The 24,927-nt window shown below is 63.3% G+C and carries 23 protein-coding genes; 21 read left to right on the top strand and 2 right to left on the bottom strand.

Annotated elements, in window-relative coordinates:
* Window positions 1-11: 11 nt before the first annotated feature.
* Window positions 12-503: a cyclic pyranopterin monophosphate synthase MoaC gene (gene moaC / locus B059_RS0108095; protein ID WP_018077741.1), complete on the bottom strand. Its 492-nt coding sequence runs from the start codon at window positions 501-503 to the stop codon at window positions 12-14.
* Between the two features lie 76 nt (window positions 504-579).
* On the opposite strand from moaC, the gene B059_RS0108100 reads away from it, so the two are divergent.
* From B059_RS0108100 to B059_RS0108170, 15 genes are all read left to right on the top strand, one after another.
* Window positions 580-1,998, top strand: a complete 1,419-nt coding sequence (locus B059_RS0108100) for a M48 family metalloprotease (RefSeq protein ID WP_018077742.1) — start codon at window positions 580-582, stop codon at window positions 1,996-1,998.
* 204 nt (window positions 1,999-2,202) lie between these two features.
* On the top strand, window positions 2,203-2,568 hold the full coding sequence (soxX, locus tag B059_RS0108105; protein WP_018077743.1) for a sulfur oxidation c-type cytochrome SoxX: 366 nt from the start codon (window positions 2,203-2,205) through the stop codon (window positions 2,566-2,568).
* 33 nt (window positions 2,569-2,601) lie between these two features.
* Window positions 2,602-3,069: a thiosulfate oxidation carrier protein SoxY gene (gene soxY, locus B059_RS0108110; protein ID WP_018077744.1), complete on the top strand. Its 468-nt coding sequence runs from the start codon at window positions 2,602-2,604 to the stop codon at window positions 3,067-3,069.
* Window positions 3,070-3,128: 59 nt separating this feature from the next.
* Window positions 3,129-3,443: a thiosulfate oxidation carrier complex protein SoxZ gene (gene soxZ, locus B059_RS0108115; RefSeq protein ID WP_018077745.1), complete on the top strand. Its 315-nt coding sequence runs from the start codon at window positions 3,129-3,131 to the stop codon at window positions 3,441-3,443.
* Window positions 3,444-3,511: 68 nt separating this feature from the next.
* A complete protein-coding gene (gene soxA, locus B059_RS0108120) occupies window positions 3,512-4,357 on the top strand; it encodes a sulfur oxidation c-type cytochrome SoxA (RefSeq protein WP_026177393.1) in 846 nt (281 codons plus the stop codon).
* Window positions 4,358-4,509: 152 nt separating this feature from the next.
* The gene (soxB, locus tag B059_RS0108125) at window positions 4,510-6,252 is read left to right on the top strand and encodes a thiosulfohydrolase SoxB (protein ID WP_018077747.1); all 1,743 of its coding nucleotides are present in this window, start codon (window positions 4,510-4,512) and stop codon (window positions 6,250-6,252) included.
* Between the two features lie 399 nt (window positions 6,253-6,651).
* Window positions 6,652-7,077, top strand: coding sequence for a c-type cytochrome (locus B059_RS0108130; RefSeq protein ID WP_018077748.1), 426 nt, complete (start codon window positions 6,652-6,654; stop codon window positions 7,075-7,077).
* A gap of 38 nt (window positions 7,078-7,115) precedes the next feature.
* A complete protein-coding gene (locus tag B059_RS0108135; protein WP_018077749.1) occupies window positions 7,116-8,495 on the top strand; it encodes a cbb3-type cytochrome c oxidase subunit I in 1,380 nt (459 codons plus the stop codon).
* A gap of 44 nt (window positions 8,496-8,539) precedes the next feature.
* Window positions 8,540-9,133 carry a cytochrome c oxidase subunit 3 family protein gene (locus B059_RS0108140; protein ID WP_018077750.1) on the top strand — a complete coding sequence of 198 codons (594 nt, stop codon included), beginning with the start codon at window positions 8,540-8,542 and terminating at the stop codon, window positions 9,131-9,133.
* 2 nt (window positions 9,134-9,135) lie between these two features.
* A complete protein-coding gene (locus B059_RS0108145; RefSeq protein ID WP_018077751.1) occupies window positions 9,136-9,393 on the top strand; it encodes a cytochrome C oxidase subunit IV family protein in 258 nt (85 codons plus the stop codon).
* Between the two features lie 12 nt (window positions 9,394-9,405).
* Window positions 9,406-10,221 carry a CbbQ/NirQ/NorQ/GpvN family protein gene (locus B059_RS0108150; RefSeq protein WP_018077752.1) on the top strand — a complete coding sequence of 272 codons (816 nt, stop codon included), beginning with the start codon at window positions 9,406-9,408 and terminating at the stop codon, window positions 10,219-10,221.
* A 4-nt stretch (window positions 10,222-10,225) separates the two neighbouring features.
* Complete coding sequence (locus B059_RS0108155; protein ID WP_018077753.1) at window positions 10,226-10,606, top strand: magnetosome magnetite crystal formation protein family; 381 nt, start codon at window positions 10,226-10,228, stop codon at window positions 10,604-10,606.
* Window positions 10,600-11,640 (top strand): 4Fe-4S binding protein, encoded by a 1,041-nt coding sequence (locus tag B059_RS18850; RefSeq protein WP_018077754.1) that lies wholly within the window; start codon window positions 10,600-10,602, stop codon window positions 11,638-11,640. Before B059_RS0108155 ends, B059_RS18850 begins: the two co-directional genes overlap by 7 nt.
* Window positions 11,641-11,642: 2 nt before the next feature.
* Window positions 11,643-13,484: a nitric oxide reductase activation protein NorD gene (locus tag B059_RS0108165; protein ID WP_018077755.1), complete on the top strand. Its 1,842-nt coding sequence runs from the start codon at window positions 11,643-11,645 to the stop codon at window positions 13,482-13,484.
* A 22-nt stretch (window positions 13,485-13,506) separates the two neighbouring features.
* Window positions 13,507-13,764, top strand: a complete 258-nt coding sequence (locus B059_RS0108170; protein WP_018077756.1) for a hypothetical protein — start codon at window positions 13,507-13,509, stop codon at window positions 13,762-13,764.
* 7 nt (window positions 13,765-13,771) lie between these two features.
* On the opposite strand, the gene B059_RS0108175 is transcribed toward B059_RS0108170, so the two are convergent.
* Window positions 13,772-14,326, bottom strand: a complete 555-nt coding sequence (locus tag B059_RS0108175) for a DUF1415 domain-containing protein (RefSeq protein WP_018077757.1) — start codon at window positions 14,324-14,326, stop codon at window positions 13,772-13,774.
* Window positions 14,327-14,416: 90 nt separating this feature from the next.
* On the opposite strand from B059_RS0108175, the gene alaS reads away from it, so the two are divergent.
* From alaS to B059_RS0108205, 6 genes are all read left to right on the top strand, one after another.
* Window positions 14,417-17,035 carry an alanine--tRNA ligase gene (gene alaS, locus B059_RS0108180; RefSeq protein ID WP_026177395.1) on the top strand — a complete coding sequence of 873 codons (2,619 nt, stop codon included), beginning with the start codon at window positions 14,417-14,419 and terminating at the stop codon, window positions 17,033-17,035.
* A gap of 81 nt (window positions 17,036-17,116) precedes the next feature.
* Window positions 17,117-18,814 (top strand): hypothetical protein, encoded by a 1,698-nt coding sequence (locus B059_RS0108185; RefSeq protein ID WP_018077758.1) that lies wholly within the window; start codon window positions 17,117-17,119, stop codon window positions 18,812-18,814.
* 190 nt (window positions 18,815-19,004) lie between these two features.
* Window positions 19,005-20,435, top strand: a complete 1,431-nt coding sequence (locus tag B059_RS0108190) for a sigma-54-dependent transcriptional regulator (protein WP_026177396.1) — start codon at window positions 19,005-19,007, stop codon at window positions 20,433-20,435.
* A gap of 267 nt (window positions 20,436-20,702) precedes the next feature.
* Window positions 20,703-22,031 (top strand): ExeA family protein, encoded by a 1,329-nt coding sequence (locus tag B059_RS0108195; protein ID WP_018077760.1) that lies wholly within the window; start codon window positions 20,703-20,705, stop codon window positions 22,029-22,031.
* A gap of 17 nt (window positions 22,032-22,048) precedes the next feature.
* Entirely contained in the window at window positions 22,049-23,803 is a 1,755-nt protein-coding gene (mshL, locus tag B059_RS0108200) for a pilus (MSHA type) biogenesis protein MshL (protein WP_245538762.1), read from the top strand.
* The gene (locus tag B059_RS0108205; protein ID WP_018077762.1) at window positions 23,800-24,927 is read left to right on the top strand and encodes a tetratricopeptide repeat protein; all 1,128 of its coding nucleotides are present in this window, start codon (window positions 23,800-23,802) and stop codon (window positions 24,925-24,927) included. Before mshL ends, B059_RS0108205 begins: the two co-directional genes overlap by 4 nt.

Here is a 24,927-nt window from a genome sequence, read left to right on the forward strand (position 1 = left end):
TGACGTTATGACTAGGCGCCCGCCGCAAGGGACGCGCGCCAATGGCCGGAGCGTCCACCCTGTTTTTCCAGCAGGCTGATGGCGTCCATGCGCATGCCGCGATCCACCGCCTTGCACATGTCGTAGATCGTCAGCAGCGCGACGCTGACGCCGGTCAGCGCCTCCATTTCCACCCCGGTCTTGCCGACGGTTTCCGCAGTCACCGTGCAGGCGATCCATGATTCGGCCTGGTCGTGGCTGAACTCCACGCTCACCCGGGTCAGGGCGATCGGGTGGCACAGCGGGATCAGTTCGGCAGTGCGCTTGGTCGCCTGGATCGCCGCGATGCGCGCAATGCCCAGTACATCGCCCTTGGCCGCCTGTCCGCCCAGAATACGGGCCAGGGTATCGGGTAACATATGAATCCGGCCGCCCGCCACGGCGACGCGCCGCGTGTCGTCCTTGCCCGCCACGTCGACCATGACGGCGCGCCCCCGCTCATCAAAATGGGTGAATTCACTCATGGCACAGGAACCTTGTTGACAATCTGCGCATCGTAAACGAAATGCCGTTCACCGCACTCATCCTTCTTTCCTGCTGATGCTGCGCACCCTGCTCGCACTAGCGCTGGCCGTTCAGCCGGTCATTGCCGCCGACCTGCCCGACCTGGGCGAAGTGTCGCGGCAATATTTTTCCGACCAGGAAGAACAGGCGCTGGGACGCGCCATCATGCGCGACGTCTACGCCGATCCGCGCTATCTCGACGACCCTGTGATCGAGAGCTATCTCAACCAGCTGGGCTACAAGCTGGTCTCCGTCAGCACCCGCAACCAGCGCGAATTCACTTTCTTCGTCGTCAACGACCCTTCCATCAACGCCTTTGCCATGCCGGGCGGCAACATCGGCGTGCATACGGGCCTGCTGCTGGCCGCGCAAAGCGAATCCGAACTGGCGGGCGTGGTCGCGCACGAAATCGCCCACGTCACCCAGGACCATATCGCGCGCATGGTCGCCTCGCAAAGCCAGAGCTACTGGCCGACCATGGCCGCGTTGGCGCTGGCGCTGCTGGCATCGCGCTCCAATCCCAACGTGGCGGGCGCAGCCATCGCCACCACCCAGGCCTATTCCATCCAGAATCAACTCAACTACAGCCGCGATTACGAACGCGAGGCGGACCGCCTGGGTTACGACATGCTGAACCGCAGCGGCTACGACGTACGCGGCATGAGCGGTTTCTTCAGTCGCCTGCAGCGCGCCAACCGGTTTTACGATACCAGCGCCCCGGCCTATCTGCGCACCCATCCGCTTACCACCGATCGTATCGCCGACATGGAATCGCGCAGCGAAACCGCGCCTTACCAGCAGGTTGAGGACAGTCTCGATTTCCAGCTGGTGCGCGCCCGCCTGCGCGCGCAGGAAGACAGCGCGCAAGATGCCGTGCTGGCTGCGCGCAAGATACTCAATGAAAAACGTTACAACAGCGAAACCGCCGCTCGCTATGGTCTCGTGACCGCGCTGATCCGCGCGCGTCAGTTCAAGGACGCCGAGACCGAAGCGCAGAAACTGCCATCCGGCAAAACCGGCAGCCCGATGATTCAGCTACTGGTTGCCCGCACCGCACTGGCTGCGGGCAACCAGGTGCTTGCCTTGCAGCGCTACCAGACCGGCAGCCGCGCCTACCCCGGCTACCGCCCCTTGCAGTACGGCTACATCAGTGCATTGCTGGCGTCAGGCCGCAACAACGATGCACAGGCACAGGTCGAGGGGCAACTTGCGCTGTATCCGCTCGACCGCCGCCTGTGGCGGCTGGCCGCCCAGACTCACGCCCAGCTGGGGCACCGCCTGCTCGGCCATCGCGCCCAGGCCGAAGCGGCGGCATTGAGCGGCAACCTGGTTGTCGCCATCGAACAGATCACTCTCGGCATCAAGGCCGGCGACGGCAATTTCCACGAAATGTCGGTGGCCGAAGCGCGGCGGCGCGAATGGCAGGAGATCGAAAAATCACAGCGGAAAAACTAGCGCCGCGCGCGCAGCCGCCATATTCGGACTGGGCTGGTAGAAAATTACCCTGCGATTTGCACGTAAAGATTCGTGTCCGGCCTTGCATGCCAAAAACAAATTCCACTATGCTTTGTCCCATCCGTAACTGGATAGCGTTCACTGCAGGGTAGCCCCAGGCGGCAAGCGCTTTCATAACCATGTCAATAAATTAGGAGGATGACTATGCGTAAGTTGCACCAAATAGCAACGGTCTGCGCGCTCAGCGCCATCATGTTGTCGGGTACGGTGCTGGCTCAGGCGGCCGCCCCCAAGGAGGAAACCGGCAAGGACATCGCGTTCAACCGCGCCAAGGGCAACTGCCTGGCCTGCCACGGCATGCCGACCGTGCCCGACGCGGAATCCACCGGCCTGTATGGCCCGCCCCTGATCGCCATGAGCGCACGCTTTCCCGACAAGGCCAAGCTGCGTGCCCAGATCTGGGATGCGACCGTCGCCAACCCCTCCACCACCATGATCCCATTCGGCAAGCACGGCGTGCTGACGGAAGCCGAAATCGATAAAGTGACCGATTTCATTTACGGTCTGTAATTACCCGCAGATTATCAACAAGGAGATATGCAAATGAATGCACTTCGTAGAAATGTACTGAAAGGCGCCGCAGGCGCGGGCACCGTGGCCATCGCCGTGGCCGCCGGCCTGTTGAAGCCCACCCAGGCGATGGCCGCCTGGAACAAGTCCGCCTTCGAGGCGAAGAACGTCGGTGACGCGATGAAGGGTCTCGGCGTTGCCGGCCCGGCCGACAGCAAGGAGATCACCATCAAGGCTCCGGACATCGCCGAAAACGGTGCGGTGGTCCCGGTGGAAGTCACCAGCAGCATCGCCGGCACGACCAGCATCGCCATCCTTGCCGAAAAGAACGCCACCCCCCTGGTCGGCACCTACAACATGGCGGGCGGCACCCAGGGCTACATTTCCACCCGCATCAAGATGGGCCAGACTTCGCTGGTTCGTGCGGTTGTCAATGCCGGCGGCAAGTCCTACACCGCGGCCAAGGAAGTCAAAGTCACCATCGGTGGCTGCGGCGGCTAATTCCGGCCTGGCCAGATATCATTCGTTGAACTGAATTCTTTATTAGAAAGGAAAGCCAAATGGCTGAACCCATGCGTATCCGTGCCACCATGGCAGGCGACGTCGCCGACGTCAAAGTGTTGATGAACCACCCGATGGAAACCGGCCTGCGCAAAGACGCCAAAACCGGCCAGCTGGTGCCCGCCCACTTCATTCAGGACGTGACGGCCACCATCAACGGCGCCGCGGTGCTGAACGCCGATTTCGGCACCGGCATCTCCAAGAACCCCTACCTGGGATTCAAGGTCAAAGGCCCCAAGAAAGGCGACAAGGTCGTCGTCAACTGGGTCGACAACAAGGGCGACAAGAACTCCGCCGAAGCCACCATCGGCTAAATCAGGCAATATCCGAGCGGGGCGGCATGCCCCGCTCGCGTTTTATCATCAGGTTTGAGGAGGACGGCATGAAACAAAAAAACATCTTGAAATTGCTGGCAGGCATGGCGGGGTTGAGTATTGCTCTGGGCGCTGCCACGGTACACGCTTCGCCCGAGCAGGACCGGCAGGAACTCATCAAGTACTACACATCCAAGAATCCCAACGTCAACGTTGAAGACTACGTCTACGGCGCGCTGGCATTCGATGCCGACAGCAAGGCGCAATACGACGCCATCATGGAATTCCCGCCCTACGAAGCCACCATCGAAGCCGGCCGCAAGATGTGGGAAACCCCGTTCAAGAACGGCAAAACCTACGCCGACTGCCTGCCCGGCGGCGGCAAGCAGATCGCCGGCAACTACCCCATGTTTGACGAAGCCAAGGGCAAGGTCGTCACACTGCACGATGCGATCAACGACTGCCGTACCGCCAATGGCGAAGCTGCCTACAAGGTCGACGACATGAAAACCATGGGGGTCCTGACGTCCTATATGCGCACCTTGTCCGACGGCATGCTGGTGAACATCAAGGTCGAAGGCCCCAAGGCCATGACCGCCTACCAGGATGGCAAGACGACCTTCTTCGGCCGCAGGGGGCAGCTCAACTTCGCCTGTGCCAGCTGCCACGTGCAGAACGCCGGCGTCCGTCTGCGCTCCGAACTGATCTCCCCCGCGATCGGCCATACCGTGCACTGGCCGGTGTTCCGTGGCGGTGACAACCTGACCACCCTGCAACAGCGCTATAGCGGTTGTTTCAGGATGGTGCGCAGCGTGCCGGCGGCACAAGGCAGTGCCACCATGAACAACCTGGAGTATTTCCATTCCTCGCTGTCGAATGGTCTGCCGATGAAGGCTTCCGTATTCCGCAAATAAGCGGCCGCGTGGTGCGAAAAAGCCCGGGCAGCCGGGCTTTTTCATTTTGCAGAACCGATACTTGCGCATGGGCTGGAGCTACTATTTACCCGTTGCACCTTATCAACTGACAATATCAAAAATATCATTACATTATTTTCGAGGAGCGTTCCATGCACATGAACCGCCGTGAGTTCCTGCAATTACTTGCCGTCGCCGCAGCCTCCGGCATGGCACTGGACAGCAAGTCCGCACTGGCCGGCAAGGCGCCCGCCAATTTCTATGATGTGCCACGCCACGGCAACGTCTCGTTCATGCACTTTACCGACTGCCACGCCCAGCTGATGCCGGTGTGGTTTCGCGAGCCCAACGTCAATCTGGGAATCGGCTCGGCCAACGGCAAGGCCCCTCATCTGGTCGGCCGGCATCTGCTGAAAAAATTCGGCATCAAGCCCGGTAGTGCCGAGGCCCACGCCTTCACTTACCTTGATTTCACCGAAGCGGCCAAGGTCTACGGCAAGGTCGGTGGCTTCGCCCACCTGAAAACCCTGGTAGACAAAATCCGTGCGCAGCGCCCCGGTGCCCTGCTGCTCGATGGCGGAGATACCTGGCAAGGCTCGGCCACGTCTCTGTGGACCAATGCGCAGGACATGGTCGACGCCTGCATCGCGCTCGGCGTCAACATCATGACGCCGCACTGGGAATCGACTTTCGGCGCCGAGCGGGTGATGGAGATCGTCAACGGCGACTTCAAGAAAGCCGGTATCGATTTCGTCGCACAGAACGTTGTCACCAACGACTTCGGCGACCAGGTTTTCAAGCCCTACGTCATGAAGGAGATGAACGGCGTAAAAGTCGCCATCATCGGCCAGGCCTTCCCCTACACGCCGATCGCCAACCCGCGCTGGATGGTGCCGGACTGGAGCTTCGGCATCCGCGACGATGGCATGCAGAAATGGGTGGACGACGCGCGCGCCAATGGCGCCAAAGTCGTGATCGTGCTCTCGCACAACGGCATGGACGTCGACCTTAAAATGGCAGGCCGCGTCACCGGCATCGATGCCATCTTCGGCGGCCACACCCACGACGGCGTGCCGCAACCGGTCAAAATCAGAAACGCAAAAGGCGTCACGCTGGTGACCAATGCGGGTTCCAACGGCAAGTTCCTCGGCGTCATGGACTTCGACGTTCGCGGCGGCAAGATTCAAAGCTACCAATACCGCCTGCTGCCGGTGTTCTCCAACCTGCTGCCGGCCGACCCGGCGATGGACGCGCTGATCACGAAAGTACGTGCACCCTATGAAGATAAGCTCAGCGAGAAGCTCGCCGTCACCGACGACTTCCTCTATCGCCGCGGCAACTTCAACGGCACCTGGGATCAGCTGCTGGTCGACGCGCTGATGGAAGTCAAAGGCGCGGATGCCGCGTTCTCGCCCGGCTTCCGCTGGGGCACCACGCTGCTGCCGGGCGACGCCATCACCATGGAACGCCTGATGGACCAGACCGCGATCACCTATCCGCAAACCACACTGACCGAGATGACCGGCGAGACCATCAAGAGCATCATGGAAGATGTCGCCGACAACCTGTTCAATACCGACCCCTACTATCAGCAGGGCGGCGACATGGTGCGCGTCGGCGGCATCGAATACACCATCAACCCGACCAAGAAAATCGGCCAGCGCATCAGCAACATGACGCTGAAAGGCAAGCCAGTCGATGCCAACACGGTCTACAAGGTCGCCGGCTGGGCGCCGGTGGGCGAAGGCGCACAGGGCGAGCCGGTATGGGATGTCGTCGCGGCCTACCTGCGCGACAAGAAAGTCATCAAGGGGCTGAAGCTGAACGAGCCCAGAATCGTCGGCATCGGCAAATCCAACCTCGGTATCGCAGACTACCGCGGCGGCCTGTCCTGACCCCATCGTTCGCAAAAAATCCGAAAGGGGCGCAAGCCCCTTTTTTTTACGCTCCCGGAGCGCGTGCGCGCAGTAGTGCTTGACAGCGCAACCGGGTGCGTGAGCAAGCTTGCGCCGCCCACCCGTCCGGCCATTCTCCTTACCTAAAAATACACGGACCGGCGTCGCAGGCGATTCGTCCGGCACGGGCCGACGCGCCATGGCCCGGAAGGCGGCGCTTGCGTGGCCGCCGCCCACCGAACTGTCTCACTAAAGCAACAAGCAAATTTTCTGCTTTACCTAACATGTATTTTAAATATATATTAAGACCTCGATAGCCTAGCTTGGTGCGGGTAAGTGGAAGATGCACCTTAGCACGCGATTCGTATCCAACCCAGCAAACGAAAGGGACCCAACCAAATGAGCTCGGCATTCACGAAATCCGCAGCCCGCAACATTTTTTACGGCGGCGCAGTGTTCTTCTTCCTGCTGTTACTCGGCCTCACGTTCGATACCATGAACACACTACCCAAACGCGACAACCGTGCGAACCTGACCGAATCGGCCTTGCGCGGCAAGCACATATGGGAGACGCGCAATTGCATCGGCTGCCATACCCTGCTGGGTGAAGGCGCCTATTTCGCGCCGGAACTGGGAAACGTCTATGTCCGGCGCGGGCCGGATTTCATCAAGACCTGGATGAAGATCCAGCCCAGCGGTGCCCCCGGGCGGCGCCAGATGCCCCAGTTCCAACTGGACGAGCAGCAGCTTGACGACCTGGTGAGCTTTCTCAAATATGCCTCGGAGATCAATACAGCCAAATGGCCGCCCAATATTGAGGGCTAATCACGTCATCAAACGCAATGCAACAAACGGGGAACTTTATGAAATACAAATCACAGGCGGTCGCGAAGCCCTATTTCATCGCGGCAATCGGCCTCTTTCTCGGCCAGATCGTATTCGGCCTGATCATGGGCTTGCAGTATGTGGTCGGGGATTTCCTGTTTCCGGCCATCCCGTTCAACGTGGCGCGCATGGTACACACCAATCTGCTGATCGTGTGGCTCCTGTTCGGCTTCATGGGTGCGGCCTATTATCTGATCCCGGAAGAGTCGGAACGCGAGCTGCATAGTCCAAAACTCGCCTTGGCGATGTTCTGGATATTCCTCGTCGCCGGGGCGGCGACCATCCTCAGCTACCTTCTGGTGCCCTATGCATCGCTGGCCAAATGGACCGGCAACGACCTGCTGGCCACAATGGGACGGGAGTTCCTCGAACAGCCGCTGCCGACCAAGATCGGCATCGTGGTGGTGGCGCTGGCGATGCTGTACAACCTGTCGATGACGGTGCTGCGCGGACGCAAGACGGCGATCAACCTGGTGATGCTGGTCGGCCTGTGGGGACTCGCGATTTTCTTCCTGTTCTCGTTCTACAACCCTGGCAACCTCGTCAAGGACAAGTACTACTGGTGGTGGGTCGTGCACCTGTGGGTGGAAGGCGTGTGGGAACTGATCATGGGTGCGATGCTGGCGTTCGTGCTGATCAAGGTGACCGGCGTGGACCGCGAGGTGATCGAGAAATGGCTGTACGTGATCATTGCGATGGCGCTGATTAGCGGACTCATCGGCACTGGACACCACTATTACTGGATCGGTGCGCCGGAATACTGGCAGTGGTGGGGTAGCGTGTTCTCCGCCCTGGAGCCGATTCCGTTCTTCATGATGACGGTGTTCGCGTTCAACATGGTCAACCGCAGGCGGCGTGAACACCCGAACAAGGCGGCCGTGTTGTGGGCACTCGGTACCGGCGTGATGGCTTTCCTGGGCGCCGGCGTCTGGGGCTTCCTGCACACACTTGCACCGGTGAACTTCTACACCCATGGCAGCCAGATCACCGCGGCGCACGGCCACATGGCGTTCTATGGCGCGTATGTGATGGTCGTGCTGACCATGATCAGCTACACCATGCCGCTGATGCGCGGCCGTGCCGCCAACGGCAGGGTCGCGCAAATGGTCGAAATGTGGTCGTTCTGGCTGATGACGGTCGCGATGGTCTTTATCACGCTGTTCCTGACCGCCGCCGGCATCCTGCAGATATGGCTGCAGCGCGTTGCGGCTGAACCGATGTCGTTCATGGCGGCACAGGAACAGGTCTCCCTGTTCTACTGGATGCGTGAAGTCTCCGGCCTGATCTTCCTGATCGGTGTCCTGCTGTACATCGGCAGCTTCTTCATCAAGGGGAAGAGTGAGGCCGCCACGACCTGAGCCTGACAATCCGCCCGGCTTGCCGGGCGGACAAGGATACCGACTTGAACCTGGCAATCACTTCCTCTGCACCACATGACGATCGCCGCGAGCTACCGGGCGATCTTGCCATGTGGTTTTTCATTCTTGCCGAATTGCTGGTATTCGGCGTCTTTTTTCTGGCGTATGCATTTGCCCGCACGCGCAATGTCGAATTGTTCAATGCGTCGCAACTGGAGCTGGATCAGCTCAGCGGCGCCATCAATACCGTCCTGCTGATTTCCAGCAGTTATTTCGTGGTACGTGCCGTCGATCAAATCCGGCATGGCCGATCCCGTTCCTGTACCTACTGGCTGCTCGCCGCGATGACCTGCGGCGGTGCATTCCTGGTGCTCAAGCTGGCCGAATTCGGCGCCAAGATCGAGGCCGGCATCACCATGTCGACCAATACGTTTTTCATGTTTTACCTCGGCCTCGGCTTTTTCCACTTCATGCATGTCGTGCTCGGCATGGTCATCCTCGGCGCCGTGACGCTCAAGGCATGGAAAGGGGGCTACAGCGCGGCCAGCTACAGTGGCGTTGAAACCGGTGCCGCTTACTGGCACATGGTCGACCTGGTGTGGATCATCCTGTTTCCCCTGATTTACGTACTGCACTGACCATGATGAAAGCGGCGACTTTTCAATGGCTGGTTCTGCTTGCAATGACGGCGGTGGCCGTCGGCCTGTCGCAAGCCACGCTCTCCGACAATGCCATCCTGGCCCCGGTGCTGCTGACGACGCTGATCAAGGGCCGCATCGTGATTGACCGCTTCATGGCCCTGCAAGGCGCGATCGCACCGTGGCGCTGGATCGTGCTGGGCTGGCTGGTGCTGGTGTTGGGCCTGATCGGGTATGCCTTCCACATGGCACAGACTTAACCGGAGAACCCCATGAACGACCTGACCGCTCCCGGCCTGGAGGCCACCCTGAATGTTCCGTTCTACCAGCCGGTCGGCAACGAGTGCGAACTGTTCGAATACGCCTTCCGCAAGCGCCTGCCGCTGCTGATCAAGGGGCCGACCGGCTGCGGCAAGACGCGCTTCGTCGCGCACATGGCAGCACGCCTGGCGCGGCCGCTGATCACGGTGGCCTGCCACGACGACCTGACCAGCGCCGATCTGGTCGGCCGCCATCTGATCGGCGACGGCCAGACCGTCTGGTCGGACGGCCCGCTGACGCGCGCAGTGCGGCAAGGCGGCATCTGCTACCTGGACGAAGTGGTGGAAGCGCGCAAGGACACCACCGTGGTGCTGCATCCGCTGACCGACGACCGGCGCATCCTGCCGATCGAGCGCACCGGCGAGGAATTGCATGCGCCCGACGAGTTCATGCTGGTGGTTTCCTACAACCCTGGCTACCAGAACCTGCTGAAAAGCCTGAAGCCGTCGACGCGCCAGCGCTTTATCGCGATCAACTTCGATTTTCCGCCGGCCGCGCTGGAAGAGAAAATCGTGATCGCCGAAACCGGCGTCGCGCCGATGCTGGCAAAGCAACTCGTCACACTGGCCCGCCACTTCCGCCAGCTCAAGGACCACGATCTGGAGGAAGCGGCTTCGACACGCCTGCTGGTATACGCAGCCAGCCTCATCGGCGCAGGCTGCGATCCGGTCGCCGCCTGCGAAGCTGCGCTGGTCCAGTCGCTGACCGACGATGCAGATACCGCCGAGGCCTTGCTGGAAGTGATCAAGGCAAGCTTCGGCCAATAATCGCATGGACGCCCCCCCCGCCCCGCGCGAACAGGCCATGCAGGCAGAAGCGCTCTACCTGATCAATCTGCTGCTGGCGCCCGGCCTGGCATTCCTGCTGCTGCTGTGGCTCGCTCACCGGCATCGCGCAAGCGCCAATCCGCTCACGCGCTGCCATCTGCGCCAGACGGTCACGGCAAGTCTCTGGGCGGGCCTGTTGCTGATCGCCGTACCCGCCCTGTTCGTGCTGACCGTCGACCTCGACCGGCCGGCAGCCTGGATACTGCTGCTGCTGTATGTCCTGTGCTGCCATGCGACGCTGGTGCTGCTGGGCGTGCTCGGCCTGTCGCGCGCGATCGCCGGGCAGACCTTCGTCTATCCCCTGCCCGGGAGCCGCACATGGTAGGCCTCCAGGCGGCTTCCGCAATCCGTGCCAGCATCGCTCGCAGCACGCGCGGCTGGCTTGGATTGCCGGTACAGCGTTGGCGTCAGCTGACCCAGGCGGGATTTTTCCTGCTGTTCGTGTTCGCGCCGGTCTTCGATATCTTTCGGCTCGATCTGAATCTCAAGCACTTGATCCTGTTCGGCTTCGACTGGACGCTGGGGATGGACGACTTCCTGGCCGGCCGCGCTTCCACCGCGCAGGCCTCGCTGAACATCGTATTGCGCGGTTTTCTGCCGCTGCTGGCGGTCGGCGGCACGCTGATCTATGTCAGCCTGAAATGGGGGCGGCTGTATTGCGGCTGGCTCTGCCCGCATTTCTCGATCGTCGAAACCATCAACCAGACGCTGCGGCGCGCGATCGGCAAGCAAAGCCTGTGGGACAGGAAGCCGCTGCCGGCCCGCAACCCTGACGGCAGCGAAACCCGCCACGACGCGCTCTGGTGGTTCGCCGTGGTTCCGCTGGTCATCGCTTGCGCGGTCCTCTGGGCCGTGGTGCTGCTGACCTACCTGCTGCCGCCGGCCGAGATATACGGCAACATCTGGCACGGCACCCTGACGCGCAATCAAACGATTTTCCTCAGCGCCGCCAGCATCGCGTTCTTCGTCGAGTTCATGTTCGCGCGCCACCTGTTTTGCCGCTATGCCTGCGCGGTCGGCCTGTTCCAGAGCCTGGCCTGGATGAGCAACGACAAGGCGATGGTGGTCGGCTTCACGCGCGAACGCGCCAAGGATTGTTCCACCTGCTATTCGGCCTGCGACCATGTCTGCCCGATGCGCCTGAACCCGCGCAACGTCAAGCGCATGATGTTCGCTTGCGTGCAGTGCGGCCAGTGCGTGGATGCCTGCGACCAGACGCAGGCCGGCAACCCGAACGGCCCATTGCTGAACTGGGTGCACGACCTGCATGCCGAATCCGAAGCCGCCTTCAATGTCAGGGCCGCCCGCACCATACCGATCAAGCCGGCCACCGGCTCCCTGACCCAGGACAGGCGCTAGGCATGGAAGAATTCGTCGGCGGTTTGTGGGACAAACTGATCACCCGTACCGCATATCGCGGCTTTCCCAAGGCGCGCGTGGAACTCAAGCAGATCGAGCGCATTGCGCCGATCTATTTTCGCGCGTTGGGCGGCGATGCCGGCCTGACGCTGCGCGCCGGCACTGCGACGACGCATGGCGCGCGCCGCAGCTGGATGGAACGCGTGGCAGGCATCGGCGACAAGGTGGAGCTGACCTGGAGCGACGACACCACGCTGCACCTGCCGGCCGCGCTCGACGTCTTTCCGGAGCGCGCGCAGAACCGCGAACTGTATCTGTGGCTGCTCGCGCTCGCCGCGCACGATGTTGCGCCGCATGCGCCGTGGATCGTACGCAACCAGCAGGCGACGCGCGCCACTCTGGAGGCGCTGCCCGGTCTGGCACCGCGTTATCGCAAGCTGGTCGGGGCCTTGTTCGCATTGCGTCCGCATCCGGACACCTTGAGCGGTCAGGAACGCGTGGCCGAAGCCGCAATTCGCGCGGCGCTGGACGAGCCGGGCTCGGTCGGGCAATTCGAGCCCGGCAGGCAGGCGCCGCTGCCGGTGCCGCTGTGGCTGCACCCGCAGCCACCTCACAACCCGGGGCAACAGCGCCAGGCTGGCAGCGCGAAAACGCCGTCGCCGGTGAGCACCCAATCCACAGCCGACCAGGAAGGACGCAAGCGGCGCGCCGAGCGGGTCGAGATGCCGCAGGCGAAGAACCCGTTCATGCTGCTGTTTCGAGCCGAAAGCCTGTTTTCCTGGGCCGAATTCATCAAGGTCGACCGCCCGCTCGACGAGGACGAGAACGAGCATGCAGCCAAAGCCGCCAACGACCTCGACATCCTCAGCATCGCCGACGACGACAACAGCACCGCCAGCCGGGTGCGCTTCGACCTCGATCTGCCGGCCGAGGCCGACGACGACCTGATGCTGGCCGACGGCATCCTGCTGCCGGAATGGGATTGCCGCAAGCAACGCCTGCAGCCCGCGCATTGCCGCCTGCAGATGCTGCTCGCGCGCGACGCCGAACCGTGCACGCTGCCGCAGGCCTTGCGCGCACCGGCCAAGCGGCTGCGCCAGCAGTTTCAGGCCCTGACCACGCAGCGCACGCGCCTGCGCGGTCAGCTTACCGGCAGCGATCTCGACATCGACGCCTGTGTGCGCTTTGCCGCCGACAAGACCGGCGGCATGCGCGCAAGCGAGCCCGGGCTGTATCTCGACAGCCGCCGGCAGCAGCGCGACCTGTCCTGCCTGCTGCTGGCCGACCTGTCACTGTCGACCGACGCCTGGGTCAACAACACGGCGCGCGTGATCGAGGTGATCCGCGACAGCCTGCTGCTGTTCGGCGAGGCGCTGGCGGCCACCGGCGATCGCTTTGCACTGTATGGATTTTCGTCGGTGCGCCGCGACAACGTGCGTTTTCATCTGCTCAAGGGTTTTGATGAGCGCTATGACGACCAGATTCGCGGCCGCCTGGCGGCATTGAAGCCCGGCTTCTATACGCGCATGGGCGCCGCGATCCGCCACGCGGCCGCGATCCTCTCGACGCGAAGAACTGCGCGGCGCCTGTTGCTGATCCTGACCGACGGCAAGCCGAACGATCTCGACAGGTACGAAGGCCGTTACGGAATCGAGGACACCCGCATGGCGATCATCGAAGCGCGTCGTCTGGGGCTCACGCCGTTTTGCGTGACCATCGACGAAACGGCCGGGGATTACCTGCCGCACCTGTTCGGCGCGGCAGGCTATGTGGTGGTGCGCGATGCGGCGATGCTGCCGCGGGTGCTGCCGGACCTGTATGCAAGACTGACCGAAAACGTCTGATTTTTTCACGCAAGGAGCAAATATGAAAATCGAGATTCTCAATATCGCCACCCCCATCAATGCCGCGACGGCGGAACGGGCCGGCGCCATCCTGAAGACGATGCCCGGCGTGCACGAGGTGTCGTATTTCGACGCCCCGGCAAGCCTGCACGTCCGCATCGGTTCCGATGCGCCGGCGCGGGCGGAAATGGTGGCGGAGCTGGCCAGGGTCGGCGTGCAGGTCGAAGTGGAACGCCCTGCCCATGCAAGCGGCAGTTGCTGCGGCGGCTGCGGCAGCTAGGGTCGCTTTACCCGCCGCGGGGAGGCTCCGCCCACAAGGCATCCCAGCCGGCGTGCCCCAGCGCCTTCAGCGTTTCGATGTTGCGTTCATAAATCGTTTCCGCTTCCGGGAAAGCCGCCACCGCCCGCGCGATACTCGCCTCGCGCAGCAGGTGCAGGGTGGGATACGGCGCGCGATTGGTGTAATTGCCGATGTCGTCGGGCGCCGTACCGGCGAACTGGAATGCCGGATGAAAGCTGGCGATCTGGATCACGCCTTCCAGCCCGTGCTCGTCCACGGCCGCCTCGGCGAGCTGCATGAAATCGTTGAAATCGAGAAAATCCGCCAGCAGCGCCGGGTGGATCAGCAGCGTGGTGTCGACGGCCTCGGGATCGGCCGCCGCCAGGAAATCCAGTTCGCGATCCAGGTCTTCCAGCAGGCCATCCAGATGTCTGGCCGTACTCACCACGAAACGCACCTGGTTCTTCACATAGACCGCCTTGGCGAAGGGGCACAGATTGAGCCCGATCACCGCCTTTTCGACCCATTCCCGCGTTGCCGCGATCACCGTCTCGCTGTCCATCTTCCCTGCTCCGGCCGCCTGTAAGGGGGGAACTTTAACGGATACAATGCTTTATTGCCCGACGTTCACGCACGACGACATCACAACACCATGAAAAGCAGCGCCATCCGCCAGAATTTCCTCGATTTCTTCGCTTCCAAGGGCCACACCGTCGTCGCCTCCAGTCCGCTGGTGCCCGGCAACGACCCCACCCTGCTGTTCACCAACGCCGGCATGGTGCAGTTCAAGGACGTGTTCACCGGCCACGACACGCGCCCCTACACCCGGGCGGTGTCGTCGCAGCGCTGCGTGCGCGCGGGCGGCAAGCACAACGACCTGGAAAACGTCGGCTACACCGCGCGCCACCATACCTTCTTCGAGATGCTGGGTAATTTCAGCTTCGGCGACTACTTCAAGCAGGAGGCGATCAAGTACGCCTGGGAATTCCTCACCGACGTGCTGAAGCTGCCGGCCGACAAGCTGTGGGTCACGGTCTACTTTGATGACGACGAGGCCTACGGCATCTGGCATAACGACATCGGCGTGCCGAAAGAGCGCATCGTCCGCATCGGCGACAACAAAGGGGGGCGCTACGCTTCCGACAACTTCTGGGCGATGGGCGACACCGGCCCCTGCGGTCCCTGCACCGAGATCTTCTACGACCACGGCCCCGAGGTCGCGGGCGGCCCGCCCGGCTCGCCCGACGAGGACGGCGACCGCTACATCGAGATCTGGAACAACGTGTTCATGCAGTTCAACCGCGACGAGGCCGGCACCATGCACCCTCTGCCCAAGCCCTCGGTCGACACCGGCATGGGGCTGGAGCGCATTTCGGCAGTGATGCAGCACGTGCATTCCAACTACGAGATCGACCTGTTCCAGGCGCTGATCGCCGCGGCGGCGCGCGAGACGGATACCGCAGACTCGAGCAACAACTCGCTCAAGGTCATCGCCGACCACATCCGCGCCTGCGCCTTTCTCATCGTCGACGGCGTCATCCCCGGCAACGAGGGGCGCGGCTACGTGCTGCGCCGCATCATCCGCCGCGCCATCCGCCATGGTTATAAGCTGGGCGCGCGCGCCGCCTTCTTCCACCGCCTCGTGCCCGATCTGGCGGCGGCGATGGGCGAGGCCTATCCCGAACTGGTGGCCGCGCAAACCCGCGTGACGGACATCCTGCGGCAGGAGGAGGAACGCTTCTTCGAGACCATCGAGCACGGCATGGGCATCCTCGAAGCCACGCTGAAGACGCTGCCCGCCGGCGGCACTTTCGACGGCGAACTGGCGTTCAAGCTGCATGACACCTATGGATTTCCGCTCGACCTCACTGCCGACATCTGCCGCGAGGCGAATGTGAACGTCGATACCGCAGCCTTCGATACCGCGATGGCGCGGCAGAAAGCGCAGGCGCGCGCCGCCGGCAAATTCAGGCTTGGCGCCGGACTGGACTACGCCGGTGAAGCGACCGTCTTCCACGGCTACGACACGCTGACGCACGATGCCACCGTGCTCGCGCTGTACAAGGACGGCAGCCTGGTCAGCGAACTGAAGGAAGGCGAGCTCGGCGTCGTCGTGCTCGACCACACCCCGTTCTACGCCGAATCCGGCGGCCAGGCCGGCGACCGCGGCGTGCTGCAGAGCACCCAGGGCCAGTTCGAGGTCGAGGATACGCTGAAGATCCAGGCACAGGTGTTCGGCCACCACGGCATGGTCAAGACCGGCTCGCTGGTCGTCGGCGACGCCGTGCTGGCGCGTGTCGACGAGGTCGCGCGCGCCCGCACCATGCGCAACCACTCGGTCACCCACCTGATGCACAAGGCGCTGCGCGAGGTGCTCGGCGAGCACGTGCAGCAGAAGGGCTCGCTGGTGGATTCCGAGAAAACCCGCTTCGACTTCGTTCAGCCGGCGCCGATGACCGATGCGCAGATCCGCGAGGTGGAAGCGCGCGTCAACGCAGAGATCCTCGCCAACTCCGCGACCCAGGCGCGCGTGATGGGAATTGAGGACGCGCAGAAGACCGGCGCGATGATGCTGTTCGGCGAGAAGTATGGCGACGAGGTGCGGGTGCTCGACATCGGCAGTTCGCGCGAGCTGTGCGGCGGCACCCATGTCGCCCGTACCGGGGACATCGGCCTGTTCAAGATCGTCGGCGAATCCGGCGTCGCTGCCGGGGTGCGCCGCGTTGAGGCGGTCACTGGCGACAGCGCACTGAATTACTTTCAATATCTGGACACCCAGCGAAACGGTATCGCGACACTGCTGAAAACACATCCTGATGACATCAACCACAAGGTCATTTCGATTCAGGAGCACGTTAAATCCCTGGAAAAGGAACTCGATCGCCTGAAATCGAAACTCGCCGCGAGCACCGGCGACGAACTGGTGCAGCAGGCCGTCGACGTCGGCGGCGTGCGCGTGCTGGCGGCGCAACTCGACGGCGTCGACGCCAAGGGCCTGCGCGAAACCGCCGACAAGCTGCGCGACAAGCTGAAATCCTGCGCGCTGGTGCTGGGCACGGTCGCCGACGGCAAGGTCAGCCTGATCGCCGCGGTGACGCCCGACGTGACCGGACGCATCAAGGCCGGCGAACTGGTCAACTTCGTCGCCACCCAGGTCGGTGGCAAAGGTGGCGGCAAGCCGGACATGGCGATGGCGGGCGGCAGCGAACCGGCCCGGCTGCCGGCAGCACTGGCGGCGGTGCAGGCCTGGACGCAAGCCAGGCTGACCTGAGCAGCGGGTACAGAATTTGCTCAGTTAACTGTAATTAGTGCCTGGAAACATCACTCGTCATCACGGGACAGCTCGCACACCATGAACTCGCTGGCAAATAGATTCGCGTCGCAACTCGCTCGCTTTTCGCCTTCTTTCGGCAAACGGGTCGACGACCCGTTGACCAACACCAAGGTGGCCGCGCGCTGGATTGAGGGCCTGCCAATCGGAGACGCGTTCAAATGCCAGCAGGCCATTCTCGGTGAGCTCAAGCGCTTCAACGAAAACTCGACGCACTATACGAAAGATCGTCTGGCCGTGCTGATGCTGCTGGACGATAAGTCGCGCGACCTGCAGGACACGCTGGTGCGCCAATACCTGCGCAATCCGCGCATGTCGCGTCCGGTGGAAAGCCAGCTCTGGCATGCCGTGTACGGCCTGTACTGGGAAATTGCGCGCGGCTATCACACCTTCGTGCTGCACTTCGTGCGCGAGGCGGGGAAAAGTTCGCACGAAAGCCGGATTCCGTTGATCACCCTGCGTGCCATTCGCGCCTTTGGCCAGTTGCTGAAATGGCACACCATTCGCTACCAGCCCGCAGGCGAAAAGCTCTGGCTGCGTCTGCACAATCTGTACCGTGTCGCCGCAAGCGAAGGTTTCCATCGGCAGCCGCTGCGGGCTTACGCTGAAGACATGTCCGACTGCAGCAGCGAAACGGCGTATCTGCATATCCTGATGTTGAATCTGGCCAATTCCGGCACGCTCTACCCCAGACAGCTGGATCTGCTCGACCACTGGCTGTGTGGCTGGCACGGAATGATGCGGCTGGACAACCGCCTGGATACCCATATCCACAATTTCGTGATCGACCTGTCGTCCGATCATGGCCCCCGCCGCGTGCGCAAGCCCGATACCGACAAACCGCTGTATTTCTGGGCGACGGCCGATCTGCTGCAAAAGCTGCAGGAAATCCAGATTGCCCTGCGTGAAGGCAGCGCGCCCGCGCAACTGGGCCTGACGGAAAGCACCCGCACCAGCGAAAGTCTTGAATTACTCGAGCACCTGCAGCGCCAGTGGTCTTCGCTGGCCACCCGCGAACAGCGGCGCGCGCCGCGCGAATCGATCAAGCGCCTGGTCGATGTCGCGCATGGACTCGACGCCATCGTCAATCAGGTCAAGGCGTCCGAAGCGCCCGCCAACGTGTCGCCGTACGGCACGGGATTCAACTACAACGAGGTCGACGATGTGCAGGTATACGGGTTCATCACCGATCGCACACGCGAACGCATCTCGCACATGCAGGCCCCCGCCATCCCGAGCGTGCCCGACGTCGAGCGCTGGGTGATGCAGGACGAAAGCACATGCGGCTATGGCGCCACGGTCGAATCCCGCGACAAGGACTGGCTGCGCGTGGGTACATTGATCGGCATCAAATCGCATGACGCTGCCACATGGCAGCTGGGCGTCGTGCGCCGCCTGTCGCGTCTCAGCGACGACACCAGCTCGGTCGGCATCGAAACCCTGACCGAAACGCCCGTGCTGGTCATGTTGAATAACGCCACACCCGCCGGTTACACGGTGAACGGACTCGATAACAGCGGCGCCAGCCTGCCGCATTCCAGCCTGTGGCTGACAGACAGCGCCGGTGCCGACAGCGTGATTATCGATCCCGTCCATTTCACGCCCGGCAAGGTAGTGCAGTTCCATGGCGCGCCGGAGCGCAAACCCGTTGCGCTGGGCAGCCCGATCGAGCGCAGCGAAGGCTGGATACGCGTTGCCGTCGAGCCGGTAAAAAGCTGATCCCCCAACCCGTCCCTGCCGGGATGCAAACGATCATCCCGCTTGCCGCATGTACGGCCCCGCCGGTCCTGCCGCGGTTTAACTTTCAACGGGTCTCTGGCACAATCGCCGAAAACCCGACACGCGCACAATAATCCCCTTCTCCATCAGGAGCAGACGCGGTCGCGGCACCATTGGCCCTGGAGGATATGTGCCCCGAACCAACAAACCCAGCTTGCTGATCGTCGACGACGATCCACTGATTTCCGATACGCTCACCTATGTCCTGAGCAAGGACTTCGACATCTCTGCCGCCGAATCGCGCGCCCAGGTGAAAAGCCTGCTAATGCAACTGGACGAGCCGCCGCAACTGGCGCTGGTGGATCTTGGCCTGCCGCCGCAGCCGCACAAGCCCGACGAAGGCTTTGCCCTGATCGCCGACCTGCTCGGGATCTCGCCCAGCATCAAGATTCTGGTGCTTTCCGGCCAGAGCGACGAAGCCAACGCACGCCACGCGCGCGCGCTCGGCGCGATCGATTTCGTCGCCAAGCCGTGCGAGCCCGAACGGCTGAAATCCCTGCTGTTCAACGCGCTGCTGGTGCAGGATGCCGAGCGCAGCGCCGACAAGGCGCCTGCCCCGGCCAAGGATTCCGGCATCGTCGGCGACAGCCCGGCGATGGACAAGCTGCGCCAGCAGATCAAGCAGTACGCCACTGCGCCGTTCCCGGTGCTGATCGAGGGCGAGTCCGGTAGCGGCAAGGAACGCGTCGCCTCCAGCCTGCACCAGTTGTCGCCGCGCGCGGCCAAGCCTTATCTTGCCCTCAACTGTGCGGCGATTTCGCCGACACTGGTCGAGCCCACCCTGTTCGGCTACGCCAAAGGCGCCTTCACCGGCGCCACCAGCGCGCGCGCCGGCTATTTCGAGGAAGCCGAAAACGGCACCCTGTTCCTCGACGAGATCGGCGAGCTGCCGCTGGAACTGCAGGCCAAGCTCCTGCGCGTACTGGAAAACGGCGAATACCAGCGCGTAGGCGAAACCCAGCCGCGCTTTTCCAACGCCCGCGTGGTCACCGCCACCAACCGCGACCTGCGCACCGAGATCAAGGCCGGTCACTTCCGTGCCGACCTCTACCACCGGCTGTCGGTGTTCTCCATCGCGGTGCCGCCGCTGCGCGACATGGGGCAGGACAAGCTCACCCTGCTCAATCACTTCCGCGATTTCTACGCCCGCGAGGCCAAGACCCAGCCGTTCTCGCTCGACGCGCGCGCGCAGCAGATGTGGGAGGATTACCATTTCCCCGGCAACGTGCGTGAACTGCGCAACATCACCATCCGGCTCACTACCAAATACCCCGGCATGGCGGTCAATGCCCCGCAGCTGGAAGCCGAACTCGACACCGACCAGGCCTATCCGCAGGAAATCCCGCTTGCCAGCGACAGCAAGGCGCTGATCGAACTGGCACGCAAGCAGCTGCAGACGCTGGCCAACTTCAACCTCGACGTCACCCTGCGCCAGTGGGAAAAAGCCTACGTCGAAGCCGCGCTCAACATGACCCATGGCAACCTGTCGCAGGCGGCCAAGCTGCTCGGCATCAACCGCACCACGCTATACAGCCGCATGCAGACCTACGGGACCGAATAGGGCGTGCTAATGCTCATTTCACGCCTGTGCCGAGTTCAATTTGGGTACAGTCCGCGAAGCGTGACGCGCCGCAGTGCGATCACTGCAAGCGGCTCGCGACAAAGGAATGCGCCCAAATTGAATTCGTCCCTCCGGGTTTCCGCGAGAAAGCGCGTCTGCGGCGTTGCGCCGCTTGGCAAGGGATGGCCCTTGCCTGCGCGGCACGCCTTGCATCCATCGCTTTCTCGCGGAAACGCAGACGCGAAATGAGCATCAGCACGCCCTCCCGTGTATTTTGACTATTTCGGCCTGAAAGAAGCGCCCTTCCGCATCACGCCGAATACCGAATACTGGTACGCCGGCGGCCAGCGCGGGGAAATGCTCGCCGCCTTGCTCTACGCCATCGGTCAGGGCGAGGGCATCATCAAGGTGGTGGGCGAAGTCGGCAGCGGCAAGACCATGCTGTGCCGCAAGCTGGCAGCGCAGTTGCCCGACAGCGTCGACAGCGTTTATCTCGGCAACCCTACGCTTGCGCCGGACGACATGCTGGCGGCGATCCTGGCCGATCTCGGAATCGAAATCCCCGAAGACGGCCGCCAGGCCCGTCTGGCGCAGTTGAATGCCGCGCTGCTGGCACGTCATGCGGCGGGGCGCCGCGTGGTGGTCTTCGTCGAAGAAGCGCAAGGCATCGCGCTCGACAACCTGGAGTTCCTGCGGCTGCTGACCAATCTGGAAACCGCCACCGACAAGCTGCTGCAGATCGTGCTGTTCGGTCAGCCCGAACTCGATGTGCAACTGGCCGATCCGCGCATCCGCCAGCTGAAGGACCGCATCACCCTCAGCCTGAACCTGTCTCCGCTGACCGAGCCCGAGGTCGCCGAATATCTGCGGGCACGGCTCGCAGTGGCCGGTTATCGCGGTCCCGACCTGTTTTCATCGGCCCTGATCGCGCAGTTGACGCGCCTTTCCGGCGGCCTGTCGCGCCGCATCAACGTGCTGGCCGACAAGTCGCTGCTCGCCGCCTATGCCGGTCAAACCCACACGCTCACCGCGACGCATCTGGACGCCGCGGCAGGCGACGCCGAAATCCAGCCACCTACCCAAATCGCGCGTTCTGTACGCCTGCCACGCTGGGCGTGGCTGAGCGCCGGCCTGGCCGCCGGGCTTGGCCTGCTTGCGTTCGTCGCCTGGCAGATGCGCGCGCCTGCTGTCCAGCCACCTGCCGCGTCGCCCCAGTTAGCTGTAACGTCTCGACTGCCCCCTCCCGTTACGGTCAGCCGCGTAACCGAACTGGCACGGCAAACCCAGCGCTGGCTTGCCACCGCCGCGCCCGGCATTCATGTGATCCAGGTCGCCTCGGCTAAAGAAGCGGCGCAGGCAGCCGTATTATTGGGGGATTTGAACGCCGTTACGCTGCAACCGGTTAGGGTGCTGCATGGCATGAGTCAGGGTGCGCCTGCCTGGATGATCCTGGCGGGCGAATTCCCTGACCGGGACGCAGCCATGGCGGTCATGCGCACCTTGTCCGCCACGTCAACTGGCGTTCATGCCCTTCAGGGTGCGCCGTTTCTGCGCACGGTTGGCAAAATGCGCAGCGTGGTCTTGCCAACGGGATAAAGGTCGTGATGAATGCAGTGTTGAAACGCTCCGTATTGACGGGCCTGGCCCTGTCCAGCCTCGTGCTGGCGGGTTGCGTCCCCCCGCGGGCATTCGACACCTCGCCCGGCCATATCACCCACCCCAGCCCGACCGCCGCCCCAGCCGGACCGCCGCCCGCACCCGTCAAGGCCACCCCCGCCCTGGCCCCGCCCAGGCTGGTTGCGCCGATACCGACCTATACCGTCGTGGTCAACGACGTACCGGTGAAGGATCTGCTGTTCTCCATCGCGCGCGACACCCAGTACAACATCGATCTGCATCCGGGCATCGCCGGGCGCGTCTCGCTCAACGCGGTGCAGGAGCCGCTGCCGGCCATTCTCGACCGCATCGCGCGACAGGCCGGCCTGCGTTACGAAATGAACGGCCGCACCGTGTCGATCATGCCCGATACGCCTTACGTCAAGACCTACAGCGTCAATTATGTGAACGTCACCCGCAACACCACTTCCAGCGTCGGGGTGGCGGCGCACATTGCCAGCACCGGCGGCGGCATCGGCACGGCGACAGGCGGCACGACCAGCGCTGCCAGTGGCAATTCCTCCACCACCACGGTGGCCAGCCAGTCCAACAACGACCTGTGGACGATCCTGGCCGACAACATCCGCACCATTCTCGCCGGCACGCGCGCAGTCACGCAAAGCAACGCAGAACGCGCCGCTCGGCTGGACGCCGAAAAAGCCGAGCGTGCCGAGCGGGTATCGCAGGCCGAGGCCGCCAGCAAGGCCGGCGCCGGCGCGGCCAGCCTGTTCACCGCCGCGTTTGCCGATCAGCCGACCGGCGATGGCAAAAACGATGTCGCGGTCAACCCGGTGGCCGGCACCGTCAGCGTGCTGGGCACCGCCAAGCAGCAGGAACTGGTGCAGCAATATCTCGACCGCGTGATGCAGTCGGCGCAGCGCCAGGTATTGATCGAAGCCACCATCGTCGAGGTCACGCTCAAGGATCAATACCGCGCGGGAATCGACTGGTCGCGCGCCTTGCAAGGATCGGTGGGGTGGAAAATCGACACCATCGGCGCGGTCGGCGGCAGCAGTTCCAATGCGCTCGCAGGTTCGCTGGCGCCTTTCATTCAAGCGACCTACAGCGGCGGCAACGGGTTCAAGGCGGCCATCGATCTGCTGGAGTCCTACGGCAACACCAAGGTGCTTTCCAGCCCCAAGCTGATGGCGCTGAACAACCAGACGGCGCTGCTGAAGGTAGTGAACAATCTGGTGTATTTCACCGTCAAGGCGGACACGGTTTCAACCGCCAACGTGGGGGCGACCACCACCTTCACCACCACCCCGCAGACCGTACCGGTCGGGGTGGTCATGTCGGTGCTGCCGCAAATCAACGAAAATGGCCTGGTATCGCTCACCGTGCGTCCGACCATCACGCGCAAGGTGGGGGATGTGGACGACCCCAACCCGGACCTGAAAAACGCCCAGATCAGCAACAAGATCCCGGTCATCCAGGTGCGCGAGATGGAATCGCTGCTGCAGGTAAGGAGCGGCCAGACCGTGATTCTCGGTGGGCTGATCCAGGACGACAGCAACAATGCGCGCGACGGCCTGCCCGTCCTGTCGCGCCCCGAAGGCATCGGCGCCGTATTCGGCCAGCATGAGCGGATGAACAGCCAGACCGAGCTGGTGATTTTTCTGCGCCCCATCGTGGTATCCAACCCCACGCTGGAAAGCGACGAACTGCGCCAGTTCCAGCGTCTGTTGCCCAGCGCACGGAGCAGCCCTTGAGCCTTCTGCTCAAAGCGCTGAAACAGGCCGAAGTTGCCAACGGGGTCAAGCCCGACTCCGGCAACCGGATCGAGGGCGACCTTGAACTGGAGCCCCTGACCCCACCCGGCACAGCCCAGGCGCGCGAATGGGTGGAACCACCCGGCCTGCTGTTCGGCGGCAGCGCCGGCGCGCCCAAGCCGCGCCATGTGCGTAATTTCCGCTGGCCGCAACTCTCGCTGGTGCCGCTCACCGCCCTGCTGGCCGTGCTGATCGCACTCGGCTACGGCTTGTATCTCTACTTCGCCCTGCAGCCGCCCGCCGCGTCCAGCCTCGTGCCGGAAAACGTCGCGGCACCCGCCGCCGCGCCGGTCGACCCCGCCCCGCCCGAACCCGAAGCGGAACCCGCCTCCGCCGCGCTGCCCGGCGTGTCGCCGCCCCCGTCCGCTCCCAGGCCTGCCGCAATATCCGCTGCCGTCGCGACCCAGCCTGTCGCGACCCGTGCCCCCGGCACGCGCCCCGCCACCAATCCGGCACGCGCCCCGGCTCCACCGGCAGCAGCACCGCTGCTGTTCCAGCCCGACACGCAAACGACCTTGCTCAGCCAGGCCTACGCGGCCTATCAGCGTGGGGCGCTGGCCGAGGCACAACGGCTCTACACCCAGGCCGCCGCCCACGGACGCAGCGTGGACGCGTTGCTGGGGCTGGCGGCCATTGCCAGCGCACAGGACCACGACACCGATGCGCAACGCCTGTATCGCGAGGTGCTCGATCTCGATCCGCGCAATGCCGCCGCCCAGGGTGCACTGCTCGACCTGCTCGGCAACACCGACAGCAATGCCGCCGAAAGCCGCCTGAAAATGCTGATCGAGCGCGACCCCAGCCCGCATCTCCACCAGACCCTCGGCAACCTCTACGCCGGGCAGGCACGCTGGAACGACGCGCAGGCCGCCTACTTCGAGGCGTATCGCGGCGCGCCCGGCAACGCCGATTACGCCTACAACCTCGCGGTCAGCCTCGACCAACTGCAGCAATATCCGGCCGCGCTGACGTATTACGAGAAGGCGCTGGCTGGCGGCGGCGCGCACCGCTTCGACCGCGCCCAGGCCGAAGCGCGCGTGCAGCAACTGAAGTCGGTCCGCTGA

The sequence above is a fragment of the Thiobacillus denitrificans DSM 12475 genome, assembly GCF_000376425.1.
GTDB lineage: Bacteria > Pseudomonadota > Gammaproteobacteria > Burkholderiales > Thiobacillaceae > Thiobacillus > Thiobacillus denitrificans.

Bases quoted from the DNA above. Each gene is read 5' to 3' on its own strand.
- moaC (WP_018077741.1), bottom strand. From the start codon at position 503: ATGAGTGAATTCACCCATTTTGATGAGCGGGGGCGCGCCGTCATGGTC.
- B059_RS0108100 (WP_018077742.1), top strand. From the start codon at position 580: ATGCTGCGCACCCTGCTCGCACTAGCGCTGGCCGTTCAGCCGGTCATT.
- B059_RS0108130 (WP_018077748.1), top strand. From the start codon at position 6,652: ATGAGCTCGGCATTCACGAAATCCGCAGCCCGCAACATTTTTTACGGC.
- soxB (WP_018077747.1), top strand. From the start codon at position 4,510: ATGCACATGAACCGCCGTGAGTTCCTGCAATTACTTGCCGTCGCCGCA.
- soxY (WP_018077744.1), top strand. From the start codon at position 2,602: ATGAATGCACTTCGTAGAAATGTACTGAAAGGCGCCGCAGGCGCGGGC.
- B059_RS0108175 (WP_018077757.1), bottom strand. From the start codon at position 14,326: ATGGACAGCGAGACGGTGATCGCGGCAACGCGGGAATGGGTCGAAAAG.
- B059_RS18850 (WP_018077754.1), top strand. From the start codon at position 10,600: ATGGTAGGCCTCCAGGCGGCTTCCGCAATCCGTGCCAGCATCGCTCGC.
- B059_RS0108135 (WP_018077749.1), top strand. From the start codon at position 7,116: ATGAAATACAAATCACAGGCGGTCGCGAAGCCCTATTTCATCGCGGCA.
- B059_RS0108155 (WP_018077753.1), top strand. From the start codon at position 10,226: ATGGACGCCCCCCCCGCCCCGCGCGAACAGGCCATGCAGGCAGAAGCG.
- B059_RS0108170 (WP_018077756.1), top strand. From the start codon at position 13,507: ATGAAAATCGAGATTCTCAATATCGCCACCCCCATCAATGCCGCGACG.
- B059_RS0108165 (WP_018077755.1), top strand. From the start codon at position 11,643: ATGGAAGAATTCGTCGGCGGTTTGTGGGACAAACTGATCACCCGTACC.
- soxA (WP_026177393.1), top strand. From the start codon at position 3,512: ATGAAACAAAAAAACATCTTGAAATTGCTGGCAGGCATGGCGGGGTTG.
- B059_RS0108185 (WP_018077758.1), top strand. From the start codon at position 17,117: ATGAACTCGCTGGCAAATAGATTCGCGTCGCAACTCGCTCGCTTTTCG.
- B059_RS0108145 (WP_018077751.1), top strand. From the start codon at position 9,136: ATGATGAAAGCGGCGACTTTTCAATGGCTGGTTCTGCTTGCAATGACG.
- soxZ (WP_018077745.1), top strand. From the start codon at position 3,129: ATGGCTGAACCCATGCGTATCCGTGCCACCATGGCAGGCGACGTCGCC.
- soxX (WP_018077743.1), top strand. From the start codon at position 2,203: ATGCGTAAGTTGCACCAAATAGCAACGGTCTGCGCGCTCAGCGCCATC.
- alaS (WP_026177395.1), top strand. From the start codon at position 14,417: ATGAAAAGCAGCGCCATCCGCCAGAATTTCCTCGATTTCTTCGCTTCC.
- B059_RS0108150 (WP_018077752.1), top strand. From the start codon at position 9,406: ATGAACGACCTGACCGCTCCCGGCCTGGAGGCCACCCTGAATGTTCCG.